The sequence below is a fragment of the Escherichia sp. WS1368 genome, assembly GCF_046487485.1.
Taxonomy (GTDB): Bacteria; Pseudomonadota; Gammaproteobacteria; order Enterobacterales; family Enterobacteriaceae; genus Escherichia; species Escherichia coli.
Genome location: NZ_JBJQJI010000031.1, coordinates 1 through 23,259 on the forward strand (window position 1 = coordinate 1; position 23,259 = coordinate 23,259).

The window sequence follows — 23,259 nt, forward strand, 5'->3', positions numbered from 1 at the left end:
CCGCAACAGCCGCAACAGCCGCAACAGCCGCAACAGCCGCAACAGCCGCAACAGCCGCAACAGCCGCAACAGCCGCAACAGCCGCAACAGCCGCAACAGCCGCAACAGCCGGTGTCTTCTGCCATCAACGATAAGAAGTCAGATTCAGGTGTGAATGTTCCGGCAGGGGGGATCGAGCAGGAGCTGAAAATGAAACCGGAAGAAGAGATGGAACAGCAACTGCCACCCGGGATCAGTAAATCCGGTGAAGTGGTGGATATGGCCGCTTATGAGGCATGGCAACAGGAAAATCATCCGGACATCCAGCAGCAGATGCAGCGTCGTGAAGAGGTGAACATTAATGTGCACCGGGAGCGTGGGGAGGATGTTGAGCCGGGAGATGATTTCTGATGATGAGTATCGCGCAGGTCAGATCGGCCGGAAGTGCCGGTAACTATTATACCGACAAGGATAATTACTATGTGCTGGGCAGCATGGGAGAACGCTGGGCCGGCAGGGGGGCTGAACAGCTGGGACTGCAGGGCAGTGTCGATAAGGATGTTTTTACCCGTCTTCTGGAGGGAAGGCTGCCGGACGGAGCGGATCTAAGCCGCATGCAGGATGGCAGTAATAAGCATCGTCCCGGCTACGACCTGACCTTCTCCGCCCCCAAAAGTGTCTCCATGATGGCCATGTTAGGTGGCGATAAGCGCCTGATTGATGCACATAACCAGGCCGTGGACTTTGCTGTTCGTCAGGTGGAGGCGCTGGCCTCCACACGGGTTATGACGGACGGACAGTCAGAAACGGTGCTGACCGGTAATCTGGTGATGGCACTGTTTAACCACGACACCAGTCGCGATCAGGAACCACAGCTACACACGCATACGGTGGTGGCTAATGTCACGCAGCATAACGGCGAATGGAAGACACTGAGCAGTGACAAAGTGGGGAAAACGGGGTTCATTGAGAATGTGTACGCTAATCAGATTGCCTTTGGCAGGCTCTACCGGGAAAAACTGAAAGAGCAGGTTGAGGCGCTGGGCTATGAAACCGAAGTGGTGGGTAAGCACGGTATGTGGGAGATGCCGGGCGTACCGGTGGAGGCCTTTTCCGGACGCTCACAGGCTATCCGGGAGGCCGTCGGGGAAGATGCCTCGCTGAAATCCCGGGATGTGGCGGCACTGGATACGCGAAAATCCAAACAGCACGTCGATCCTGAAGTCAGAATGGCTGAATGGATGCAGACGCTGAAGGAAACCGGGTTCGACATCCGGGCATATCGTGACGCGGCGGATCAGCGTGCGGAGACCCGCACGCAGGCGCCCGGGGCTGTTTCACAGGAGGGGCCGGATGTGCAGCAGGCGGTGACACAGGCGATTGCCGGATTAAGTGAACGAAAAGTGCAGTTTACGTACACGGACGTGCTGGCCAGAACGGTCGGTATACTGCCGCCGGAAAATGGTGTGATTGAACGGGCACGCGCCGGTATCGATGAGGCCATCAGTCGTGAGCAGCTTATCCCCCTCGATCGTGAGAAGGGGCTGTTCACATCAGGAATTCATGTGCTCGATGAGCTGTCCGTCCGGGCACTCAGTCGTGACATCATGAAACAGAACCGGGTGACCGTACATCCGGAGAAAAGTGTCCCCCGGACGGCTGGTTACAGCGATGCGGTCAGTGTTCTGGCACAGGACCGTCCGTCGCTGGCCATTGTGTCCGGGCAGGGCGGTGCAGCCGGGCAGCGTGAGCGGGTGGCTGAACTGGTCATGATGGCCCGGGAGCAGGGGCGGGAAGTGCAGATTATCGCTGCTGACCGTCGCTCGCAGATGAACCTGAAGCAGGATGAACGGCTGTCCGGTGAGCTGATAACCGGACGTCGTCAGCTGCTGGAAGGCATGGCTTTCACGCCGGGCAGTACCGTTATCGTTGACCAGGGCGAAAAACTCTCCCTGAAAGAGACATTAACCCTGCTGGACGGTGCCGCACGTCATAACGTACAGGTCCTGATAACCGACAGTGGGCAGCGAACCGGTACAGGCAGTGCGCTGATGGCCATGAAGGATGCCGGGGTGAACACATATCGCTGGCAGGGGGGAGAACAGCGACCGGCCACCATCATCAGTGAACCGGACCGTAATGTCCGCTATGCCCGGCTGGCCGGAGATTTTGCGGCCAGCGTGAAAGCCGGAGAAGAGAGCGTGGCACAGGTCAGCGGAGTACGGGAACAGGCCATACTGACACAGGCCATTCGCAGTGAGCTGAAAACACAGGGCGTGCTCGGACACCCGGAGGTAACCATGACCGCCCTGTCACCGGTCTGGCTGGACAGCCGGAGCCGTTACCTGCGGGATATGTACCGCCCGGGGATGGTGATGGAGCAGTGGAACCCGGAGACACGCAGTCATGACCGCTATGTGATAGACCGGGTGACGGCGCAGAGTCACAGCCTGACCCTGCGGGATGCGCAGGGTGAAACGCAGGTGGTGCGTATTTCTTCTCTGGACAGCAGCTGGTCGCTGTTCCGGCCGGAGAAAATGCCGGTGGCAGACGGCGAGCGTCTGAGGGTGACAGGGAAAATTCCCGGACTCCGCGTCTCCGGCGGTGACCGCCTGCAGGTGACATCCGTCAGTGAAGATGCGATGACGGTTGTTGTGCCGGGACGTGCTGAACCGGCCTCCCTGCCTGTGGCTGATTCACCGTTCACGGCACTGAAGCTGGAGAACGGCTGGGTGGAAACGCCCGGGCATTCCGTCAGCGACAGTGCGACGGTTTTTGCCTCCGTCACACAGATGGCAATGGACAACGCCACCCTGAACGGTCTGGCCCGCAGCGGTCGTGATGTCCGGCTGTATTCATCGCTGGATGAAACCCGTACTGCGGAAAAACTTGCCCGCCATCCCTCCTTTACGGTGGTTTCTGAGCAGATAAAGGCGCGGGCCGGTGAGATATTGCTGGAAACCGCTATCAGTCTGCAGAAAGCAGGGCTTCACACGCCGGCACAGCAGGCCATTCATCTGGCCCTTCCTGTGCTGGAAAATAAAAACCTGGCCTTCAGCATGGTGGACCTGCTGACAGAGGCGAAGTCGTTTGCTGCAGAAGGAACCAGTTTTACTGACCTGGGAGGGGAAATCAATGCGCAGATAAAACGCGGTGATTTACTGTATGTGGATGTGGCAAAAGGCTATGGCACAGGCCTGCTGGTTTCCCGTGCGTCGTATGAGGCTGAAAAAAGCATTCTTCGCCATATTCTCGAAGGTAAGGAGGCGGTCACGCCGCTGATGGAGAGAGTACCTGGCGAACTCATGGAGAAACTGACATCAGGACAGCGCGCCGCCACCCGCATGATACTGGAAACGTCCGACCGTTTCACGGTGGTGCAGGGCTATGCCGGTGTGGGGAAGACCACACAGTTCCGGGCGGTGATGTCAGCCGTGAACATGCTGCCGGAGAGTGGGCGTCCCCGTGTCGTGGGGCTGGGTCCCACGCACCGCGCGGTCGGGGAGATGCGCAGCGCCGGCGTGGATGCACAGACGCTGGCGTCCTTTCTGCATGACACGCAGCTGCAGCAGCGCAGCGGAGAAACGCCGGATTTCAGCAACACGCTGTTCCTGCTCGATGAGAGCTCAATGGTGGGCAATACCGATATGGCACGGGCATACGCCCTGATTGCGGCCGGTGGCGGTCGTGCCGTGGCCAGTGGTGACACGGACCAGCTGCAGGCCATCGCGCCCGGTCAGCCTTTCCGTCTCCAGCAGACGCGCAGTGCTGCCGATGTGGCCATCATGAAGGAGATTGTGCGTCAGACGCCGGAACTGCGGGAGGCGGTATACAGCCTGATTAACCGGGATGTGGAAAGGGCACTGTCCGGGCTTGAGAGTGTGAAACCGTCTCAGGTGCCACGTCTGGAGGGCGCATGGGCACCGGAGCACTCCGTGACGGAGTTCAGTCACAGCCAGGAAGCGAAACTGGCAGAAGCGCAGCAGAAGGCGATGCTGAAAGGCGAGGCTTTCCCGGATATCCCCATGACACTGTATGAGGCCATTGTCCGCGACTATACCGGCAGGACACCGGAAGCACGGGAGCAGACGCTGATTGTCACGCACCTGAATGAGGACCGGCGCGTACTGAACAGCATGATTCATGATGCACGGGAAAAGGCCGGTGAGCTGGGAAAAGAGCAGGTCATGGTGCCTGTCCTGAACACAGCGAATATACGTGACGGAGAACTGCGTCGTCTCTCCACCTGGGAGAAAAACCCGGATGCCCTTGCCCTGGTGGATAATGTGTATCACCGGATTGCCGGTATCAGCAGGGATGACGGGCTGATAACCCTGCAGGATGCGGAAGGTAACACGCGGCTGATTTCGCCCCGGGAGGCGGTGGCTGAAGGTGTCACACTGTACACACCAGACAAAATCCGGGTGGGGACCGGCGACCGGATGCGCTTCACGAAGAGTGACCGGGAGCGCGGTTATGTGGCCAACAGCGTCTGGACGGTGACAGCGGTTTCCGGTGACAGTGTCACGCTGTCGGACGGACAGCAGACCCGGGTGATTCGCCCCGGTCAGGAGCGGGCAGAGCAACATATTGACCTGGCCTATGCCATCACTGCCCACGGTGCGCAGGGGGCGAGTGAAACCTTTGCCATCGCGCTTGAAGGCACGGAAGGTAACCGGAAACAGATGGCCGGCTTTGAGTCAGCCTACGTGGCCCTGTCGCGTATGAAGCAGCATGTGCAGGTGTACACCGATAACCGTCAGGGCTGGACGGATGCCATTAACAATGCCGTACAGAAAGGAACTGCCCACGATGTGCTGGAGCCGAAACCGGACCGGGAGGTCATGAATGCGCAGCGGCTGTTCAGTACGGCACGGGAACTGCGGGACGTGGCGGCAGGCCGTGCCGTTCTCCGTCAGGCGGGGCTTGCCGGGGGAGACACTCCTGCACGGTTTATTGCTCCGGGACGTAAATATCCACAGCCGTATGTGGCACTGCCGGCGTTTGACCGTAACGGCAAGTCTGCCGGTATCTGGCTGAACCCGCTGACCACGGATGACGGAAACGGGCTGCGGGGATTCAGTGGTGAAGGCCGTGTGAAAGGCAGCGGGGATGCGCAGTTCGTGGCCCTGCAGGGCAGCCGTAACGGAGAGAGCCTGCTGGCTGATAATATGCAGGATGGTGTCCGGATTGCCCGTGATAACCCCGACAGCGGTGTGGTGGTGAGAATCGCCGGTGAAGGTCGTCCGTGGAATCCCGGTGCCATCACCGGTGGCCGCGTGTGGGGGGATATCCCGGACAACAGCGTCCAGCCGGGAGCCGGAAATGGCGAGCCGGTCACGGCAGAGGTACTGGCACAGCGGCAGGCTGAAGAGGCCATCCGCCGTGAAACGGTACGCCGCGCAGATGAAATTGTCCGTAAAATGGCAGAGAACAAACCTGACCTGCTGGATGGCAGAACAGAGCAGGCTGTCAGGGAGATTGCCGGGCAGGAGCGTGACCGGTCTGCCATATCTGAACGGGAAGCCGCGCTGCCGGAGAGTGTGCTGCGTGAATCACAACGGGAGCGGGAAGCGGTCCGGGAGGTTGCCCGGGAAAATCTGCTGCAGGAACGACTTCAGCAGATGGAACGGGATATGGTTCGTGACCTGCAGAAAGAGAAAACCCTGGGCGGAGACTGATACAGGAAGACAAACGCTGATGACAACGGATAACACGAACACACGTAACGATTCACTGGCTGCCCGGACCGATACCTGGTTGCAGTCGTTGCTGGTCTGGTCACCCGGACAGCGGGATATCATCAAAACGGTGGCACTGGTGCTGATGGTACTGGACCACATCAATCTGATATTCCAGCTGAAGCAGGAATGGATGTTTCTGGCCGGACGCGGTGCTTTTCCGCTGTTTGCCCTGGTGTGGGGGCTGAATCTGTCCCGTCATGCGCATATCCGGCAGGTGGCCATTAACCGGCTGTGGGGATGGGGAATTATTGCCCAGTTCGCGTATTATCTGGCAGGCTTTCCGTGGTATGAGGGGAATATCCTGTTTGCCTTTGCAGTGGCGGCACAGGTGCTGACGTGGTGTGAAACGCGCAGTGGGTGGCGTACAGCAGCGGCCATTCTCCTGATGGCACTGTGGGGGCCTTTGTCCGGCACCAGTTACGGCATTGCCGGGCTGCTGATGCTGGCAGTCAGCCACCGGCTGTACCGGGCGGAAGACAGAACGGAACGTCTGGCGCTGGTTGCATGCCTGCTGGCTGTTATTCCGGCGCTTAACCTTGCCACCAGTGATGCAGCGGCGGTGGCCGGCCTTGTTATGACGGTGCTGACCGTTGGTCTGGTGTCGTGTGCAGGAAAATCATTACCCCGTTTCTGGCCCGGGGATTTTTTCCCGACGTTCTATGCCTGTCATCTGGCTGTGCTGGGCGTTCTGGCGCTGTGACGGGTGTGGTATCTTTGGCCGCAAGAGGATGATTCGTCAGAGGCAGAACACAGCATGACAGAGCAGAAGCGACCGGTACTGACACTGAAGCGGAAAACGGAAGGGGAGATGCCTGTCCGCAGCCGGAAAACCATCATCAATGTCACCACGCCACCAAAGTGGAAGGTGAAAAAGCAGAAGCTGGCGGAGAAAGCAGCCCGGGAAGCAGAGCTGGCGGCAAAAAAAGCGCAGGCCAGACAGGCGCTGTCCATTTATCTGAACCTGCCCTCACTGGATGAGGCCGTGAATACCCTGAAGCCCTGGTGGCCGGGATTATTTGACGGTGACACGCCCCGGCTTCTGGCCTGCGGTATCCGGGACGTGTTACTGGAAGACGTGGCGCAGCGGAATATCCCGCTCTCGCATAAAAAGCTGCGCAGGGCGCTGAAGGCCATCACCCGTTCAGAAAGCTATCTGTGTGCCATGAAAGCCGGTGCCTGCCGGTATGACACGGAAGGGTATGTGACGGAGCATATTTCTCAGGAGGAGGAAGCGTATGCGGCAGCGCGTCTGGATAAAATCCGCCGCCAGAACCGGATAAAGGCAGAACTTCAGGCCGTGCTTGATGAGAAATAAAAAGGCCTCCCCGAAAGAGTGAGGAGGCTGAAACAATAAGGCTTAAAAGGAAATAACTTCCGTACCCGAAAGGAAGCCAGTCCACTGAATTATTTACCACAATAATACTGACGACTAAAAGGGAGGAGCAGAAAAATGAATGGATTCAGAAACAGTTCACGGAACGGTCAGGTCTGGCGTTACCAGCGTGCCGGCGGGCGGGCCGTTATTCTGGAGGTCAGTGGACGCTGGATGGAAGCGGCAGAAGCATGGCGACGGGCTGCCTGCATAGCTCCCCGGACAGACTGGCAGCAGTTTGCCCGGAAAAGGGCTGAACACTGCCACCGGCGCTGCCGGGGAAGGGTGTAACGAAAAAAGCAGCCTTCATTACTCTAGGTAATGAGCGCTAGATTAATGTTGCAAAATGCAGTACATTGGCAATACATTAATATAGGATACTGTTATGCCACGCCTGAAGGACGAAACTCTATCCATCCGTACATCCACAGAAATCAAGCAACTTCTGCGTTTAGCAGCAGATCGCGAACATCGTTCCGTAGCCTCAATGATCGAAATTCTGGTGCTGGAGTACGCTCGTACGCATGATCTGAAACCAGACTCTCAAGGCGGGGCAGCAAAAAGGGGGGTCTGAGGATGGCGAATGCCAAGGAAGCGCAAGCGCGCATCAAAATCAACAAACTGCTGGAATCTGCTGGTTGGCGTTTTTTCGATGATGCTAAGGGCAAGGCCAACGTAACTCTGGAGCTCAACGTCAAGCTCAGTCAGACCCAGATCAATGAATTGGGTGAGAACTTCGAAGCGACCAAGAATGGCTTTATCGATTTCCTATTGTTGGACGAAAAAAACTTCCCTCTAGTGGTGCTGGAGGCTAAATCCGAAGACAAGAATCCGCTGGTCGGCAAAGAGCAGGCGCGCAAATACGCGAAGTCGCTCGACTGTCGGTTTGTGATCCTCTCGAACGGTAATTTACACTATTTCTGGGATTTACAACAGGGCAACCCGCATATTATCGCTGTTTTCCCTACTCCAGACTCACTCAAGAGCTATCAGAAGTTCGAACCTGACCAGAGGCGCCTGATTACCGAAGTCGTCGGACGCGACTACATCGTCCAGACCCAGTTGCCGGGATACGAGAAGGAAGCGGGTTGGCTCAATGAGAACGAGCGCTCGGCTTTCATTGCCAAGAACAAGCTGCGCTTCCTGCGGGAGTATCAGAAGAAGGCAATCAATGCCATCCAAGACATGGTGGCTGATGGCTCGACCCGTTTCCTGTTCGAAATGGCGACCGGCACTGGCAAGACCCTGACATCTGCTGCCGTCATCAAATTGTTCCTGCGCACCGGCAATTCTCACCGCGTGCTGTTCTTGGTGGATCGACTGGAGCTGGAGGAGCAAGCTGCGAAGGCGTTCAAGGACTATCTGAAGAACGACTATGTCACCGTTATTTACAAAGAGCGTCGTGATGACTGGCGCAAGGCCGATATCGTGGTCACCACGGTACAGTCGCTGCTGTTCAACAACAAGTACAAGCGCCTGTTCTCGCCCACCGACTTCGACTTGGTCATCTCCGATGAAGCCCATCGATCCATTGGCGGCAATGCTCGCGCCGTCTTCGAGTATTTTGTCGGCTACAAGCTAGGCTTAACCGCAACGCCGCGTGACTATCTCAAGAGCTTTGATGCGAGCAAGCCCACCACCCGCGACCCGCGTGAGCAGGAGCGTCGCCTGCTGCTGGACACCTACCGCACCTTCGGTTGCGAATCCGGGCAGCCGACCTTCCGTTATTCTCTACTGGATGGCGTCAAGGATGGCTTCCTGATTAACCCTATGGTAGTCGATGCACGAACCGACATCACCACCAAGCTGCTATCCGAGCAGGGCTATACCGTGATGGCTCCCGTCGGCGAGGACGGGCTACAGGAACATATATTCGTTTTCAAGGATTTCGAGAAGAAGTTCTTCTCCAAGGCAACCAATGAGCTGTTTTGCCAGACCTTCATCAAGAACGGTTTGCGTGATCCAGTGACCGGCGAGTTTGGCAAGGGCTTGGTATTCGCTGTCAGCCAAAACCATGCTGCTAGGCTCACGCAAATCCTGAACGAGCTTGCGGATATATTGTGGCCTGGCAAGTACCAGTCCGACTTTGCAGTACAAGTTACTTCCAGCGTATCCGATGCCCAGCAGTACACCATCAATTTCACCAACAACAATCTGCTGGGGTCGGCTAACTTCAATGCCCTGTACAAAACTAGCAAGGCGAGAGTGTGTGTGACAGTGGGCATGATGACCACTGGGTACGACTGCCCGGATATATTGAACTTGGCATTGATGCGCCCGGTGTACTCGCCGTCCGATTTCGTGCAGATCAAAGGGCGCGGTACGCGCAAGCACAACTTCCTTGAACAACTGCTCGATGACAATTTAAAGCCACTGATCAACGAGCCAGAAAAATCCCGCTTCAAATTCTTCGATTTCTTTGCCAACTGCGAATATTTCGAGGAAAAGTTCGACTATGACGAAGTGCTCCAGTTGCCGACGCGCAGCAGTGAGGGAGACGGTCAGGGTGAAGCTCTGCCATCACCAATGGGAGGGCTCTATGAGTACACGGGGGCCGATACCATTTTCCACGTAACCGAACAGCAAATTGGCTACGAAGGCATGAAGATTGACAGGATGTTCTTCGAGAAATTTGAGGAACAGGTCAAAGCCGACCCGACGTTACAGCAGCAGGTTGAGAACGAGCAGTGGGAGCAGGCCATCGATTATGTGACCAGCCAACTGTTCGACAGACCCAACGAATACTTCAACTTGGATAAGCTGCGCCGTGCTGCCGGAGTAGATCGACGACTGAGCCTAAGGGAAATCCTGCAAAAGATCTTCGGTTTGCTCCCCTACTTCAAGAGTAAGGATGAACTGCTGGAGGATGAATTCCAGCAGTTCCTGCTTGTCAACCAGAGCAAGCTGACCGAAGACCAAGGCGCTGCTGTCTTGGCAATGAAGTACTTTTTCAAGGCATACTCCACTGATGCTGTTCTGCGCGCTATCATCGACGACAAGCGATTTGGAGAGCTGAACGTGAACCCAGCCTTTGGCGTGGGCGATTTGCGCGCTGTGCCGCCCGAGTGGCGCGAAGGCATTCCCGAGTACATCAAAGACTACGTTTCGCTCAACCAATTCATGTAAGCTATTCAAGGCTACCGTAGGTGGCCGAACGAGAAGAACAATACTATGCTGGATACCGATACCAAACGCCGAATTGACTCCTGCCGTGACATTCTTGTCGGCAAGGTCCCCGACCCAAAGAGTCAGGTCGAGCAGATCACCATCGCGCTGATCTACAAATTTATGGATGACATGGATACCCAGTCCGAAGAGTTCGGTGGCAAGCGCAGCTTCTTCGTCAATGGCTTCGAGAAGTTTAGTTGGAGCAAATTGCTGGCGCCCAGCATGGGGGGCCAAGACACGCTGAACCTTTACTCCGAGGCTATTGGCAAGATGACAGAGAACACGCACCTGCCCGCGCTGTTCCGCGACATATTCAAAAATGCATATCTGCCGTACCGTGATCCGGAAACGCTTAAGGCGTTTTTGAAGGAGATTGATAACTTCTCCTACGACCATTCAGAGAGACTAGGCGATGCTTTCGAATACCTACTATCAGTGCTGGGTAGTCAAGGCGATGCGGGCCAATTCCGTACGCCGCGACACATCATTGATTTCGTGGTTCGAGCTGTTGGGCCCCAAAAGAGTGACAGGGTTTTGGACCCGGCTTGTGGCACCGCTGGGTTCCTGATTTCGGCCTACAAACACATCCTGAGAGAGAACACGCCAAGCGAAGAGCGAAATAGCTGGCAGTTACGGCATGGCGCCTCAGTCGCTGAAACTTCAATTGAAAGTCCAATGCACTACAGCGGGAGTCTTCTGACCCCGATAGAGCGCCAAAGAATTCATGAGAACATTAGAGGCTTTGATATTTCGCCGGATATGGTAAGGATTTCACTAGTAAATCTTTATTTGCACGGATTCCGCTCCCCATTGATTGAAGAGTATGACTCTTTAACTCAAGAAGAGCACTGGCAAGAGACTTATGACACAATCTTGGCCAACCCGCCTTTTATGACGCCTAAGGGGGGCATTAAGCCCCATAAAAAATTTAGCCTGCGGTCAAAACGAGCAGAACTACTTTTCCTTGACTACATCTCTGAACACTTGTCACCAATAGGGAAAGCCGGAGTGGTTGTACCTGAAGGCATCGTTTTTGTTGGTCAATCCGCATACGTTGAGATGCGAAAGCGATTGATTCAAGAAAAATCTCTAATCGCAGTCGTTGAATTGCCTCATGGTGTATTCAAGCCATACGCTAGCGTTAAAACTCACATCTTGATCATCGACAAGCAGATAGCCAAAAGAACCGACGAGGTTCTTTTTATAAACATAGGCGCTGACGGGTATACACAAACAGACACTAGACAAGCAGTTGACGAGAACGATCTACCAGTAGCATTGGAGTTAATTGATAATTTCAAGCGTAATCAACTGGAAAGCACAATCCCCTCCTCAAAACTAGATTTCATCACAGTCAAAAGAGAGCACATTCTTGCTTCAGTTGGATGTCACTTGGTCGGTCGGTGGTACATGCTTGAGAGAACATTTCGAGAGCTTTGGGAACGTATGCCCAGTGCGAGAGAGTTGGGCGTGATTTGCAATATTCATCGTGGTATGCACTCAAACATGAGTTCTCCGCCCGGAGATTTTCCACTTGTGGTTCCTGCTGCTGACAGAAAAACATCAGCCGATTACTCCTTTGATTTCAAAGCAAGCTGCATACCGCTTGTATCCTCATCTGGGCACGGCAAAGCTGACATTAAGCGCCTTCATTATCAGGAAGGAAAATTTGCTCTCGCAGATACTATGTGCTGCCTTGAAGCAAAAGAACCAGAACATGTAGATATGAGATATGTCCACGAATATCTGTCGAAGTTCAAAGATGAACTATTAGTGCCAATGATGTGTGGTGCCACAAATGTAACTTTGAATCAGAACGATATAAAGAAAATTCTCATTCCTTTGCCGACAATTGACGAACAACGAAGAATTGTCCGAGGAATCTTAGCCAAAGAGGCTGCTGATAAGTTGCAAGCTATTGGGGAAGAAATTAGTTTTGGCATCACCTCATCCGAAGAAATTGTCTTCGATATTAAGAAGCAGATCGAAAGACTGCTTGCTATTCGAGAGGCATCTCCTTCAATAAGCCTTTCATGATGTGCTACTCGTTTTATGTTTTGGATAAGGACGGAGGAATAATGGTCGCAATTAGGAGAAGAACATGAGCAAACCGTGGCATTACCCCGGCGCTCGTTGGTGGAAGTTCGATTTCCACACCCACACTCCAGCCTCTAGGGATACAGGCGCTTGGCAGGCCGCTATCGGCACGCCAGATGAGCTGAAACCACAGAAATGGTTACTCAAGTTCATGGCCGCCGAGATCGATTGCGTGGCCGTCACCGATCATAACACCGGTGAGTGGATCGACTTGCTCAAGGCTGCTTATGCGCAGATGAAGCGAGAGGCCGATGCTGGCACACCGCCTGACGGCTTCCGCGAGTTGCACTTATTCCCCGGTGTGGAGATCTCGGTGCAAGGTGGCTTTCATCTGCTAGCGATCTTCGACCCCTCTGCCAACAGTCAAACCATCAGCGACCTGTTGGCGCAGGTGGATTACCAAGGTACGCGCGGCGACAGTGATAGTGTCACCCGAATCGGTGCAGCCCAAGTGGTTGAGCGCATTCTAGCGGCGGGTGGCCTTGCCATTCCAGCACATGTAGATGCCGACAAAGGTCTGCTGCAGGTTGAACCCGGTACACGCAAATGCCTGATGGATACCAACACGGTCAGACAGATTATGAATGAGGCCGGGATTCTAGCACTAGAATGGACGACCTCCACCAGTCCTAAGCCTATGGTGTTGGACGAACTGAAACTTCGATTTGCCAGCGTGGTGGGCAGCGATTGCCATAGCTTCAAAGGTGCTGCTGTTCCCGGTTCTCGCTACACCTGGATCAAGATGGCCCGACCTAGCCTAGAAGGATTGCGTCTTGCGTTGCTGGATGGGCAGGATGTCTCTGTTCGGCGCAGTGATGAAAGCAATGACTTTGTGCCGTTCAATACGCCCGAGCATTTCATCGAATCGATAGAAATCCGCGACGCGCGTTACATGGGGCGGGGCAAAACGTTTGCCAGCTTGTCTCTCAACCCTTACTTCAATGCTTTGATCGGTGGTCGTGGGACCGGAAAATCAACCGTCGTGCATGCCTTGCGCTTGGCCTATCGCCGTGAGAAGGAGTTGTTGCTCAGTTCAGAAGCTGGACAGACCTTCAAGCGTTTCAATCAGGTTGCCAAGAGCCGCAATGACGAAGGTGGACTACGAGCGGAAACAAGCTTCTGTGTGCAAGTGCAGCGTGATGGCATACCCTATCGCCTGATCTGGCGGCAGGATGGTCAGGGCCACGCGGTGGAGGAATGGGATGCCGATACGGGTAGTTTCAAGCCTTCGGTCAGTCAGAGCGTCACCGAGCAACGCTTTCCGGTGCGTTTATTCAGCCAAGGGCAGATCGCCGCGCTGGCTGGTGACAGCCAACAGGCGCTGCTCAAGGTGATTGACGATGCTGCAGGTACGCAGTCGCAGCAAGCTGCTTTCGAGGAGGCTAAGCGCGCCTTCTTGGTTGCACGGGCGCAGATGCGCGAGTTGGACGGTAAACTGCAAGAGCGTGAGGCGTTGACGCTTGCACTGCAAGACATTCAGCGTAAGCTGGCTCGCTTCGAGGTCGCCGATCATGCTGCTTTGCTGAAGAACTATCAGCGCACCAACCAGCAAAGCCGCGAACTGGAACGTCAGTTTGAAGCCTCCGTCGAATTGGCAACTCATTTGAAAACGCTTGCCGACGATCTGTTGGTGGAAGACTTGCCGGAAGGCTTGTTCGATACCACCGAGGATGGCCCTGCACTGGGTATTGTCCAAGCGCTGCACGCTGCTATCATCAAAGCTCGGCAGGAAGTCGAGCGCGTGGCAAACATGTTGCAGGAGTGTGGGCAAGTCCTGAGAGGTGAAATGGAGGCTTCGCCTTGGTTTGCACGGATCGGCGCGGCCAAGACAGCTTACGAGTTGCTCAAGGCCGACTTGCAGCAACAAGGTGTCAGCGACCCCAGCGAGTACGGGCGCTTGGTGAAAGAAAAGCAGCGTTTAGAAACTGAGCTGAAGAAGCTGCAAGGCTTGCAGAAGCAGCACACCGAGTTGCGTGAAAAGGCCAAGTCGTTGCTGGAACAGGTGCAATCCGCCCGCCGCACCATCAGCGCCCAACGGAGCGCATTTCTGCGAGCAACGCTGCAAGGCAATCCCTTTGTGCGCATTGAGCTGATCCCGTACAGTCGGGACGCGCATGGTATTGAGCGCTCCTTGCGGGAGGTGCTTGGGGCTGCTGAAGGCAAGTATGTGGACGACCTGTATCAAGAGCTAGAGGGAGCATCCCCAAAAGGGCTCGTGGCCAATCTGCTGGGCACGGTTGAGCTGGTCGAGCAGTCGGGCATATGGGATACGGTAGCTTTCGAGCAGGCGTTACTGGCGCAAAAGAAGCGCCTGTCACAAGCCTGTCGCGGGCAGGCGGAGTTTGGTCACTGGTTCAATAAATTCTTGAAAGCGGAAGCTGGCAAGCGCCCGGAATTTATCGATCACATTCTGTGTTGGTTCCCCGAAGACGGTTTGCAGGTGGAGTACAGCCGTAAGGGGGACGGGCGGGACTTTCAGTCCATCGGTCAGGCGTCCGCTGGGCAGCGGGCAGCGGCCATGCTGGCCTTCCTGTTGGCGCATGGCAATGAGCCACTGGTGCTCGACCAGCCAGAAGATGACTTGGATAACCACTTGATCTACGGATTGGTTGTACAGCAGATCCGCAGCAATAAATTGCGTCGTCAACTCGTTATCGTGACCCACAACCCCAACATCGTAGTCAATGGTGACGCAGAGTTTATTCATGTACTGGACTTCAATCACCAGTGCCATGTGAAGCAAATCGGCTCTTTGCAGGATCAGACCATGCGCCGTGAAGTCTGCCAGGTGATGGAAGGCGGCGAAGATGCATTTGAACGGCGTTACCAGCGCTTGGGAAAAGATGTCTTACATGTTTGAGATGACTGATAATTTACATTGTTTCATTGAAAATATTGGTAACTACTAAATGTATGAGCTTTTGTTAATTCTGTAGATAGAAAGATGGTGAGACAATGAGCTATTAGATTGAGATTTTCGAGAATAATCTAATCCTAGTTGGCAATTTTCAGCTGTGTGAGGTAGTAGTCAGCTTGTCAGAAACTTTCATGACTAGCATAGCGCTCAAACAGTGAATGATGTCGAAATTGCTTCCGTAGGGAATTTGACTCTGTTGCCATCGGGTTTATAGCAGCAGTAGCTTGAGAAATAACTGGTCAGGGTTGTGAGATAGTTTATTTTGTGGTTTTGCGCTGGAATCGCCGAAATTTCTGTAGCCCTGGAATTTTAGGGGGCAGCACTTGTACATAAGGCCCCCGTTAATCGTGCAGCAAAGAAATATCTTTTTAGAGCGAAAATCACAGCTCGTAACGTATCACATAGTTGGTACAGAGCAATTCTCACTCACGACCACGTCAGCACATGCCAAATATGCCTTAAAAATTGACAAATCCGCTATACCGAAAATTTTAGTAGTTCCGGCATCCCTCCCCAGTAAGAGGTTCTGAGGCAGGCTGGTATTCCGTTGCTCAGAAGCCACAATGCCAGAAAACTGCTGTATATGACCGGAGAGTCGCTGAATACAACAGGGGGGCTCAGCAGTCATCGGAACATCGTAGCTGACGCCTTCGCGTTGCTCAGTTGTCCAACCCCGGAAACGGGAAAAAGCAAGTTTTCCCCGCTCCCGGCGTTTCCATAACTGAAAACCATACTATTTCACAGTTTAAATCACATTAAACGACAGTAATCCCCGTTGATTTGTGCGCCAACACAGATTTTCGTCACAATTCTTAAGTCGCTGATTTCAAAAAACTGTAGTATCCTCTGCGAAACGATCCCTGTTTAAGTATTGAGGAGGCGGGATGTCGCAGATCGAAAATGCAGTAACTTCCTCACCGAAACGCATTTACAGAAAAGGTAATCCGTTAACCGGAGCCGAGAAACAACGCATATCTGTTTCCCGGAAAAAGGGGACACATAAAGCGATTAATGTTTTCATCCAGAGTGAGCTCAAAGATGATTTGACACAGCTTTGTAAAGATTCGGGCTTAACTCAAAAAGAAATGATAGAGCACTGGATTTTGAAAGAAAAAGCTGCGATGGATGATGCGAATAGAAGGTAACTAAGTTACTTTCTTGAACATTTGAATTGCGGATGCTAGATTACTGATCGTTTAAGGAATTTTGTGGCTGGCCACGCCGTAAGGTGGCAGGGAACTGGTTCTGATGTGGATTTACAGGAGCCAGAAAAGTGAAAACCCCGATAATCTTCTTTAACTTTGGCGAGTGAGAAAGATTACCGGGGCCATCTAAAAACCGTATAGCCAACAATTCAGCTATGCGGGGAGTATAGTTATATGCCCGGAAAAGTTCAAGACTTCTTTCTGTGCTCACTCCTTCTGCGCATTGTAAGTGCAGGATGGTGTGACTGATCTTCAACAAACGTATTACCGCCAGGTAAAGAACCCGAATCCGGTGTTTACACCCCGTAAAGGTGCCGGAACGCTGAAGTTCTGCGAAAAACTGATGGAAAAGGCGGTGGGCTTCACCTCCCGTTTTGATTTCGCCATTCATGTGGCGCATGCCCGTTCGCGTGGTCTGCGTCGGCGCATGCCACCGGTACTGCGTCGCCGGGCCATTGATGCGCTGCTGCAGGGGCTCTGTTTTCACTATGATCCGCTGGCCAACCGCGTCCAGTGTTCCATCACCACGCTGGCCATTGAGTGCGGACTGGCGACAGAGTCCGGTGCAGGAAAACTCTCCATCACTCGTGCCACCCGTGCCCTGACGTTCCTGTCAGAGCTGGGGTTGATTACCTACCAGACGGAATATGACCCGCTTATCGGGTGCTACATTCCGACCGACATCACGTTCACACCGGCACTGTTTGCCGCTCTCGATGTGTCTGAGGTGGCGGTGGCTTCCGCACGCCGCAGTCGTGTGGAATGGGAAAACAGACAGCGCAAGAAGCAGGGACTGGATGCACTGGGTATGGATGAACTGATAGCGAAAGCCTGGCGTTTTGTGCGTGAGCGTTTCCGCAGTTACCAGACAGAGCTTAAGTCCCGTGGAATAAAACGTGCCCGTGCGCGTCGTGATGTGGGCAGGGAACGTCAGGATATCGTCACCCTGGTGAAACGGCAGCTGACACGTGAAATCTCGGAAGGGCGCTTCACTGCTAATGGTGAGGCGGTAAAACGCGAAGTGGAGCGTCGTGTGAAGGAGCGCATGATTCTGTCACGTAACCGTAATTACAGCCGGCTGGCCACAGCTTCCCCCTGAAAGTGACCTCTTCTGAATAATCCGGCCCGCGCCGGAGGCATTCGCACGCCTGAAGTCCGTCAGTGCACAAAAAATCAGCACCGCATACAAAAAACAACCTCACCATCCACCTTCTGGTGCATCCGGTCCCCCCTGTTTTTGATACAAAACACGCCTCACAGACAGGTAATTTTGCTTATCCACATATAACTGCAAGGGACTTCCCCATAAGGTTACAACCGTTCATGTCATAAAGCGCCATCCGCCAGCCTTACAGGGTGCAATATATCTTTTAAACACCTGTTTATATCTCCTTTAAACTACTTAATTACATTCATTTAAAAAGAAAACCTGTTCACTGCCTGTCCTGTGGACAGACAGATATGCACCTCCCACCGCAAGCGGCGGGCCCCTACCGGAGTCACTTTAGTTACAACACACAAAAACAACCTCCAGAAAAACCCCGGTCCAGCGCAGAACCGAAACCACAAAGCCCCTCCCTCATAACTGAAAAGCGGCCCCGCCCCGGCCCAAAGGGCCGGAACAGAGTCGCTTTTAATTATGAATGTTGTAACTACATCTTCATCGCTGTCAGTCTTCTCGCTGGAAGTTCTCAGTACGCGCTCGTAAGCGGCCCTCACGGCCCGCTAACGCGGAGATACGCCCCGACTTCGGGTAAACCCTCGTCGGGACCACTCCGACCGCGCACAGAAGCTCTCTCATGGCTGAAAGCGGGTATGGTCTGGCAGGGCTGGGGATGGGTAAGGTGAAATCTATCAATCAGTACCGGCTTACGCCGGGCTTCGGCGGTTTTACTCCTGTATCATATGAAACAACAGAGTGCCGCCTTCCATGCCGCTGATGCGGCATATCCTGGTAACGATATCTGAATTGTTATACATGTGTATATACGTGGTAATGACAAAAATAGGACAAGTTAAAAATTTACAGGCGATGCAATGATTCAAACACGTAATCAATATCTGCAGTTTATGCTGGTTATGCTGGCTGCATGGGGCATTAGTTGGGGAGCCAGATTTGTCATGGAGCAGGCCGTTCTGCTTTATGGATCAGGAAAAAACTATTTGTTCTTCAGTCATGGTACTGTTCTGATGTACCTGCTGTGTGTTTTCCTGGTATACCGCCGTTGGATAGCTCCGCTACCGGTCGTTGGTCAGCTGCGCAACGTTGGCGTACCGTGGCTGGTCGGTGCGATGGCCGTGGTGTATGTCGGTGTATTTCTGCTCGGTAAGGCGCTGGCTCTGCCTGCTGAGCCATTTATGACGAAACTTTTTGCCGATAAGTCCATACCTGACGTGATCCTGACGTTGCTGACCATCTTTATCCTTGCCCCGTTGAATGAGGAAACGCTGTTCCGGGGGATTATGCTGAACGTCTTCCGTTCACGTATAGGAAATTGAAAAACCAGTCGATACCATTGTCCACGCCTTATGCCACGTGAGCCTTTCTGCTTTTCCCACCACTCCGGTGGTTTCCCTCTCTGTATGGTCGATTTTTATACCGTAACAGGCTGTTTTTTATACTTTCACCGATTCCCGGGCACACTTAGCCTGTGTCAGGCCGGCATATACCTCAGTAGACTGATATCCCGCGCGTTTTTCTTCAGCCCTGATACATTCAGCCCCGCAATGGCCCGGCGGTATACCATCCGGCAGCCACACAGCACGCATTCGAACGGGTCACGACTCAGGAACTGTTTCACCATTTGTGCATAGCACACTTTCGCCACTGGTTCCGGTTTATCCATCCCCAGTGCACGGTACACCTGCGGCAGCTTCTCTCCACACACACGGTTGGCAAGGAACCCGAAGTACCTCACCATCTTAAAAAACTTCTCCGGGATGTGCTGTTTCAGCCTCGCGACCAGCTCACGCTGTGTCAGCGTTTCCGTCGCCGTTTCTCCCGTTTTGTGGTCCAGGTAACGGAAGCTCAGGCTTGCCCCTCCGTTGTAATGAGCCAGTCGGGAAGCCGCTATTGGTGGCTTCTTCAGATAACGACCCAGGTAGCGTGCCGTATTCCGCCCTCCGGCTGTCTTCTTCGACATGTACACATGCCAGTATTTTCCGCCGGATTTCAGCACCAGGCTTCTCCACTGTGATTCCGTCGTGATATGTGACAACGACTCCGGCATTGCCATCCCCTCTGACCACGCTTTCAGAAGCAGCTGCCGCATATTCCACATCCACCGTGAACGCATCGCGTCTTTCAGGAAGCTCAGCTTTTTCCACTGACCATGCTTATTCAGACCTCCACAGGTTACAGACACATGTACATGCGGATGCCAGTTGAGACGACGGCCATACGTGTGGATGGCGCAGAAGATACCGGGTTCCAGCCCCCGTTTTCGGGCGGCATACAGCAGATTCTCCACCGCCAGACGGCACACGTCATTCAGCAGCCAGCGGTTGCTTTCGAACACCGGCCACAGCGTGTCCGGCAGGGTGAAGACCAGATGTACCCAGTCGCAGTCAGGAAGACGATTCAGCTGTGTTGCTGTCCACAGGTCTGTGGCCTTCTTTCCGCAGGACGGGCAGGCACGGCTGCCGCATGAGTTGGTCAGGTACTTTACGTGCTGACAGTCCGGGTTATCACACCCGAACTCTTTTACACCCAGTATCCGTGTGCCGCAGGCCAGCATTTTGGTGACGGCTTCAACCTCGATATCGCGCAGACCGCCCGCATCCAGGAAGGACGTCCAGCACTGGTTGGCTGTGAACAGACGTTTCAGAGGGCGGGGAGTAAAACCGGACAACATGAGGATGGATTAAACCCCGGTATCCTGTAGCAGGGTAAGGGCTGCTGTATCGCCACGGCGCTTCAGGATGGAGGTCGTCACCATCGCAGGTGGTGGGTCCATGGGTTTGAGCATTTTCATCCAGTCCCATTCTCGTTGTGAGAGCTTCTCAGCACCAACAGAGAGCAGAACTGTATCGATACTTTTGCGGGTCAACATAAGGGGATGAGTCCTTAATAAAACAGGTCCTCAGAGCATACATATTCTGCGGGGCGTGCGGCAACAACAGGACGAACCGGGGCGGTTTTCAATTTGCAGCCGCCAGGCTGCCGTGGTTCATGATAACTTCTGCTCTTCATCGTGCGGCCGACTGGGCTAAATCTGTGTTCTCTTCGGCGGCGCTGGGTGATCCTCGCCGTACTGCCCGCTTGGTTAACGTCGCCGCCCAATTGGCAAAATATTCTGGTAAATCAATAACCATCTCATCAGAGGGTAGTGAAGCCATGCAGGAAGGCGCTTACCGATTTATCCGCAATCCCAACGTTTCTGCCGAGGCGATCAGAAAGGCTGGCGCCATGCAAACAGTCAAGTTGGCTCAGGAGTTTCCCGAACTGCTGGCCATTGAGGACACCACCTCTTTGAGTTATCGCCACCAGGTCGCCGAAGAGCTTGGCAAGCTGGGCTCTATTCAGGATAAATCCCGCGGATGGTGGGTTCACTCCGTTCTCTTGCTCGAGGCCACCACATTCCGCACCGTAGGATTACTGCATCAGGAGTGGTGGATGCGCCCGGATGACCCTGCCGATGCGGATGAAAAGGAGAGTGGCAAATGGCTGGCAGCGGCCGCAACTAGCCGGTTACGCATGGGCAGCATGATGAGCAACGTGATTGCGGTCTGTGACCGCGAAGCCGATATTCATGCTTATCTGCAGGACAAACTGGCGCATAACGAGCGCTTCGTGGTGCGCTCCAAGCACCCACGCAAGGACGTAGAGTCTGGGTTGTATCTGTACGACCATCTGAAGAACCAACCGGAGTTGGGTGGCTATCAGATCAGCATTCCGCAAAAGGGCGTGGTGGATAAACGCGGTAAACGTAAAAATCGACCAGCCCGCAAGGCGAGCTTGAGCCTGCGCAGTGGGCGCATCACGCTAAAACAGGGGAATATCACGCTCAACGCGGTGCTGGCCGAGGAGATTAACCCGCCCAAGGGTGAGACCCCGTTGAAATGGTTGTTGCTGACCAGCGAACCGGTCGAGTCGCTAGCCCAAGCCTTGCGCGTCATCGACATTTATACCCATCGCTGGCGGATCGAGGAGTTCCATAAGGCATGGAAAACCGGAGCAGGAGCCGAGAGGCAACGCATGGAGGAGCCGGATAATCTGGAGCGGATGGTCTCGATCCTCTCGTTTGTTGCGGTCAGGCTGTTACAGCTCAGAGAAAGCTTCACGCTGCCGCAAGCACTCAGGGCGCAAGGGCTGCTAAAGGAAGCGGAACACGTAGAAAGCCAGTCCGCAGAAACGGTGCTGACCCCGGATGAATGTCAGCTACTGGGCTATCTGGACAAGGGAAAACGCAAGCGCAAAGAGAAAGCAGGTAGCTTGCAGTGGGCTTACATGGCGATAGCTAGACTGGGCGGTTTTATGGACAGCAAGCGAACCGGAATTGCCAGCTGGGGCGCCCTCTGGTAAGGTTGGGAAGCCCTGCAAAGTAAACTGGATGGCTTTCTTGCCGCCAAGGATCTGATGGCGCAGGGGATCAAGATCTGATCAAGAGACAGGATGAGGATCGTTTCGCATGATTGAACAAGATGGATTGCACGCAGGTTCTCCGGCCGCTTGGGTGGAGAGGCTATTCGGCTATGACTGGGCACAACAGACAATCGGCTGCTCTGATGCCGCCGTGTTCCGGCTGTCAGCGCAGGGGCGCCCGGTTCTTTTTGTCAAGACCGACCTGTCCGGTGCCCTGAATGAACTGCAGGACGAGGCAGCGCGGCTATCGTGGCTGGCCACGACGGGCGTTCCTTGCGCAGCTGTGCTCGACGTTGTCACTGAAGCGGGAAGGGACTGGCTGCTATTGGGCGAAGTGCCGGGGCAGGATCTCCTGTCATCTCACCTTGCTCCTGCCGAGAAAGTATCCATCATGGCTGATGCAATGCGGCGGCTGCATACGCTTGATCCGGCTACCTGCCCATTCGACCACCAAGCGAAACATCGCATCGAGCGAGCACGTACTCGGATGGAAGCCGGTCTTGTCGATCAGGATGATCTGGACGAAGAGCATCAGGGGCTCGCGCCAGCCGAACTGTTCGCCAGGCTCAAGGCGCGCATGCCCGACGGCGAGGATCTCGTCGTGACCCATGGCGATGCCTGCTTGCCGAATATCATGGTGGAAAATGGCCGCTTTTCTGGATTCATCGACTGTGGCCGGCTGGGTGTGGCGGACCGCTATCAGGACATAGCGTTGGCTACCCGTGATATTGCTGAAGAGCTTGGCGGCGAATGGGCTGACCGCTTCCTCGTGCTTTACGGTATCGCCGCTCCCGATTCGCAGCGCATCGCCTTCTATCGCCTTCTTGACGAGTTCTTCTGAGCGGGACTCTGGGGTTCGAAATGACCGACCAAGCGACGCCCAACCTGCCATCACGAGATTTCGATTCCACCGCCGCCTTCTATGAAAGGTTGGGCTTCGGAATCGTTTTCCGGGACGCCGGCTGGATGATCCTCCAGCGCGGGGATCTCATGCTGGAGTTCTTCGCCCACCCCGGGCTCGATCCCCTCGCGAGTTGGTTCAGCTGCTGCCTGAGGCTGGACGACCTCGCGGAGTTCTACCGGCGGCACTGTTGCAAATAGTCGGTGGTGATAAACTTATCATCCCCTTTTGCTGATGGAGCTGCACATGAACCCATTCAAAGGCCGGCATTTTCAGCGTGACATCATTCTGT

The 23,259-nt window shown here is 54.4% G+C and carries 13 protein-coding genes and 5 pseudogenes; 16 read left to right on the forward strand and 2 right to left on the reverse strand.

The genetic code is table 11. The features are described from left to right. The 13 genes and pseudogenes from ACJHYD_RS23890 to ACJHYD_RS23950 all read left to right on the forward strand — a co-directional run. A pseudogene (locus ACJHYD_RS23890) lies at positions 1 to 390 on the forward strand (conjugal transfer protein TraD); the annotation flags it as partial. After that, positions 390 to 5,660 (forward strand): conjugative transfer relaxase/helicase TraI, encoded by a 5,271-nt coding sequence (traI, locus tag ACJHYD_RS23895; protein ID WP_053320757.1) that lies wholly within the window; start codon positions 390 to 392, stop codon positions 5,658 to 5,660. The pseudogene ACJHYD_RS23890 and the gene traI, both read left to right, overlap by 1 nt. A gap of 19 nt (positions 5,661 to 5,679) precedes the next feature. After that, on the forward strand, positions 5,680 to 6,423 hold the full coding sequence (gene traX, locus ACJHYD_RS23900; RefSeq protein ID WP_000205704.1) for a conjugal transfer pilus acetylase TraX: 744 nt from the start codon (positions 5,680 to 5,682) through the stop codon (positions 6,421 to 6,423). A gap of 54 nt (positions 6,424 to 6,477) precedes the next feature. Next, positions 6,478 to 7,038 carry a fertility inhibition protein FinO gene (locus ACJHYD_RS23905; RefSeq protein WP_024184455.1) on the forward strand — a complete coding sequence of 187 codons (561 nt, stop codon included), beginning with the start codon at positions 6,478 to 6,480 and terminating at the stop codon, positions 7,036 to 7,038. A 135-nt stretch (positions 7,039 to 7,173) separates the two neighbouring features. Next, entirely contained in the window at positions 7,174 to 7,386 is a 213-nt protein-coding gene (locus tag ACJHYD_RS23910; protein WP_001299730.1) for an ANR family transcriptional regulator, read from the forward strand. Positions 7,387 to 7,671: 285 nt separating this feature from the next. After that, the gene (locus ACJHYD_RS23915) at positions 7,672 to 10,221 is read left to right on the forward strand and encodes a DEAD/DEAH box helicase family protein (protein ID WP_053320758.1); all 2,550 of its coding nucleotides are present in this window, start codon (positions 7,672 to 7,674) and stop codon (positions 10,219 to 10,221) included. Between the two features lie 45 nt (positions 10,222 to 10,266). Next, positions 10,267 to 12,300: an N-6 DNA methylase gene (locus ACJHYD_RS23920; protein ID WP_000887497.1), complete on the forward strand. Its 2,034-nt coding sequence runs from the start codon at positions 10,267 to 10,269 to the stop codon at positions 12,298 to 12,300. A gap of 64 nt (positions 12,301 to 12,364) precedes the next feature. Then, positions 12,365 to 15,220, forward strand: coding sequence for a TrlF family AAA-like ATPase (locus ACJHYD_RS23925; RefSeq protein ID WP_053320759.1), 2,856 nt, complete (start codon positions 12,365 to 12,367; stop codon positions 15,218 to 15,220). A gap of 577 nt (positions 15,221 to 15,797) precedes the next feature. Next, positions 15,798 to 15,922 (forward strand): annotated as a pseudogene (locus ACJHYD_RS23930) (hypothetical protein); the annotation flags it as partial. Between the two features lie 239 nt (positions 15,923 to 16,161). Further along, the gene (repA, locus tag ACJHYD_RS23935) at positions 16,162 to 16,422 is read left to right on the forward strand and encodes a replication regulatory protein RepA (protein WP_000078108.1); all 261 of its coding nucleotides are present in this window, start codon (positions 16,162 to 16,164) and stop codon (positions 16,420 to 16,422) included. A gap of 234 nt (positions 16,423 to 16,656) precedes the next feature. Then, positions 16,657 to 16,731, forward strand: coding sequence for a RepA leader peptide Tap (gene tap / locus ACJHYD_RS23940; RefSeq protein WP_001365705.1), 75 nt, complete (start codon positions 16,657 to 16,659; stop codon positions 16,729 to 16,731). Then, positions 16,724 to 17,581 (forward strand): incFII family plasmid replication initiator RepA, encoded by an 858-nt coding sequence (repA, locus tag ACJHYD_RS23945; RefSeq protein WP_065800511.1) that lies wholly within the window; start codon positions 16,724 to 16,726, stop codon positions 17,579 to 17,581. The genes tap and repA (ACJHYD_RS23945) overlap by 8 nt, the downstream gene beginning before the upstream one ends. Positions 17,582 to 18,519: 938 nt before the next feature. Next, a pseudogene (locus tag ACJHYD_RS23950) lies at positions 18,520 to 18,969 on the forward strand (histidine phosphatase family protein); the annotation flags it as partial. A gap of 167 nt (positions 18,970 to 19,136) precedes the next feature. Here ACJHYD_RS23950 and ACJHYD_RS23955 read toward each other — a convergent pair. Both ACJHYD_RS23955 and ACJHYD_RS23960 read right to left on the reverse strand, forming a co-directional pair. After that, the gene (locus ACJHYD_RS23955; protein WP_000948429.1) at positions 19,137 to 20,336 is read right to left on the reverse strand and encodes an IS91 family transposase; all 1,200 of its coding nucleotides are present in this window, start codon (positions 20,334 to 20,336) and stop codon (positions 19,137 to 19,139) included. A 9-nt stretch (positions 20,337 to 20,345) separates the two neighbouring features. After that, positions 20,346 to 20,534, reverse strand: a complete 189-nt coding sequence (locus ACJHYD_RS23960; protein WP_000957857.1) for a hypothetical protein — start codon at positions 20,532 to 20,534, stop codon at positions 20,346 to 20,348. A 119-nt stretch (positions 20,535 to 20,653) separates the two neighbouring features. On the opposite strand from ACJHYD_RS23960, the pseudogene ACJHYD_RS23965 reads away from it, so the two are divergent. The 3 genes and pseudogenes from ACJHYD_RS23965 to ACJHYD_RS23975 form a co-directional block, all read left to right on the forward strand. Beyond that, positions 20,654 to 22,084 (forward strand): annotated as a pseudogene (locus ACJHYD_RS23965) (IS4-like element IS50R family transposase). A gap of 28 nt (positions 22,085 to 22,112) precedes the next feature. Then, entirely contained in the window at positions 22,113 to 22,907 is a 795-nt protein-coding gene (locus ACJHYD_RS23970) for an aminoglycoside O-phosphotransferase APH(3')-IIa (RefSeq protein ID WP_000572405.1), read from the forward strand. Between the two features lie 20 nt (positions 22,908 to 22,927). Continuing rightward, a pseudogene (locus ACJHYD_RS23975) lies at positions 22,928 to 23,164 on the forward strand (hypothetical protein); the annotation flags it as partial. Positions 23,165 to 23,259: the final 95 nt, after the last annotated feature.

Bases quoted from the DNA above. Each gene is read 5' to 3' on its own strand.
- traI (WP_053320757.1), top strand. From the start codon at position 390: ATGATGAGTATCGCGCAGGTCAGATCGGCCGGAAGTGCCGGTAACTAT.
- traX (WP_000205704.1), top strand. From the start codon at position 5,680: ATGACAACGGATAACACGAACACACGTAACGATTCACTGGCTGCCCGG.
- ACJHYD_RS23905 (WP_024184455.1), top strand. From the start codon at position 6,478: ATGACAGAGCAGAAGCGACCGGTACTGACACTGAAGCGGAAAACGGAA.
- ACJHYD_RS23910 (WP_001299730.1), top strand. From the start codon at position 7,174: ATGAATGGATTCAGAAACAGTTCACGGAACGGTCAGGTCTGGCGTTAC.
- ACJHYD_RS23915 (WP_053320758.1), top strand. From the start codon at position 7,672: ATGGCGAATGCCAAGGAAGCGCAAGCGCGCATCAAAATCAACAAACTG.
- ACJHYD_RS23920 (WP_000887497.1), top strand. From the start codon at position 10,267: ATGCTGGATACCGATACCAAACGCCGAATTGACTCCTGCCGTGACATT.
- ACJHYD_RS23925 (WP_053320759.1), top strand. From the start codon at position 12,365: ATGAGCAAACCGTGGCATTACCCCGGCGCTCGTTGGTGGAAGTTCGAT.
- repA (WP_000078108.1), top strand. From the start codon at position 16,162: ATGTCGCAGATCGAAAATGCAGTAACTTCCTCACCGAAACGCATTTAC.
- ACJHYD_RS23955 (WP_000948429.1), bottom strand. From the start codon at position 20,336: ATGTTGTCCGGTTTTACTCCCCGCCCTCTGAAACGTCTGTTCACAGCC.
- ACJHYD_RS23960 (WP_000957857.1), bottom strand. From the start codon at position 20,534: ATGTTGACCCGCAAAAGTATCGATACAGTTCTGCTCTCTGTTGGTGCT.
- ACJHYD_RS23970 (WP_000572405.1), top strand. From the start codon at position 22,113: ATGATTGAACAAGATGGATTGCACGCAGGTTCTCCGGCCGCTTGGGTG.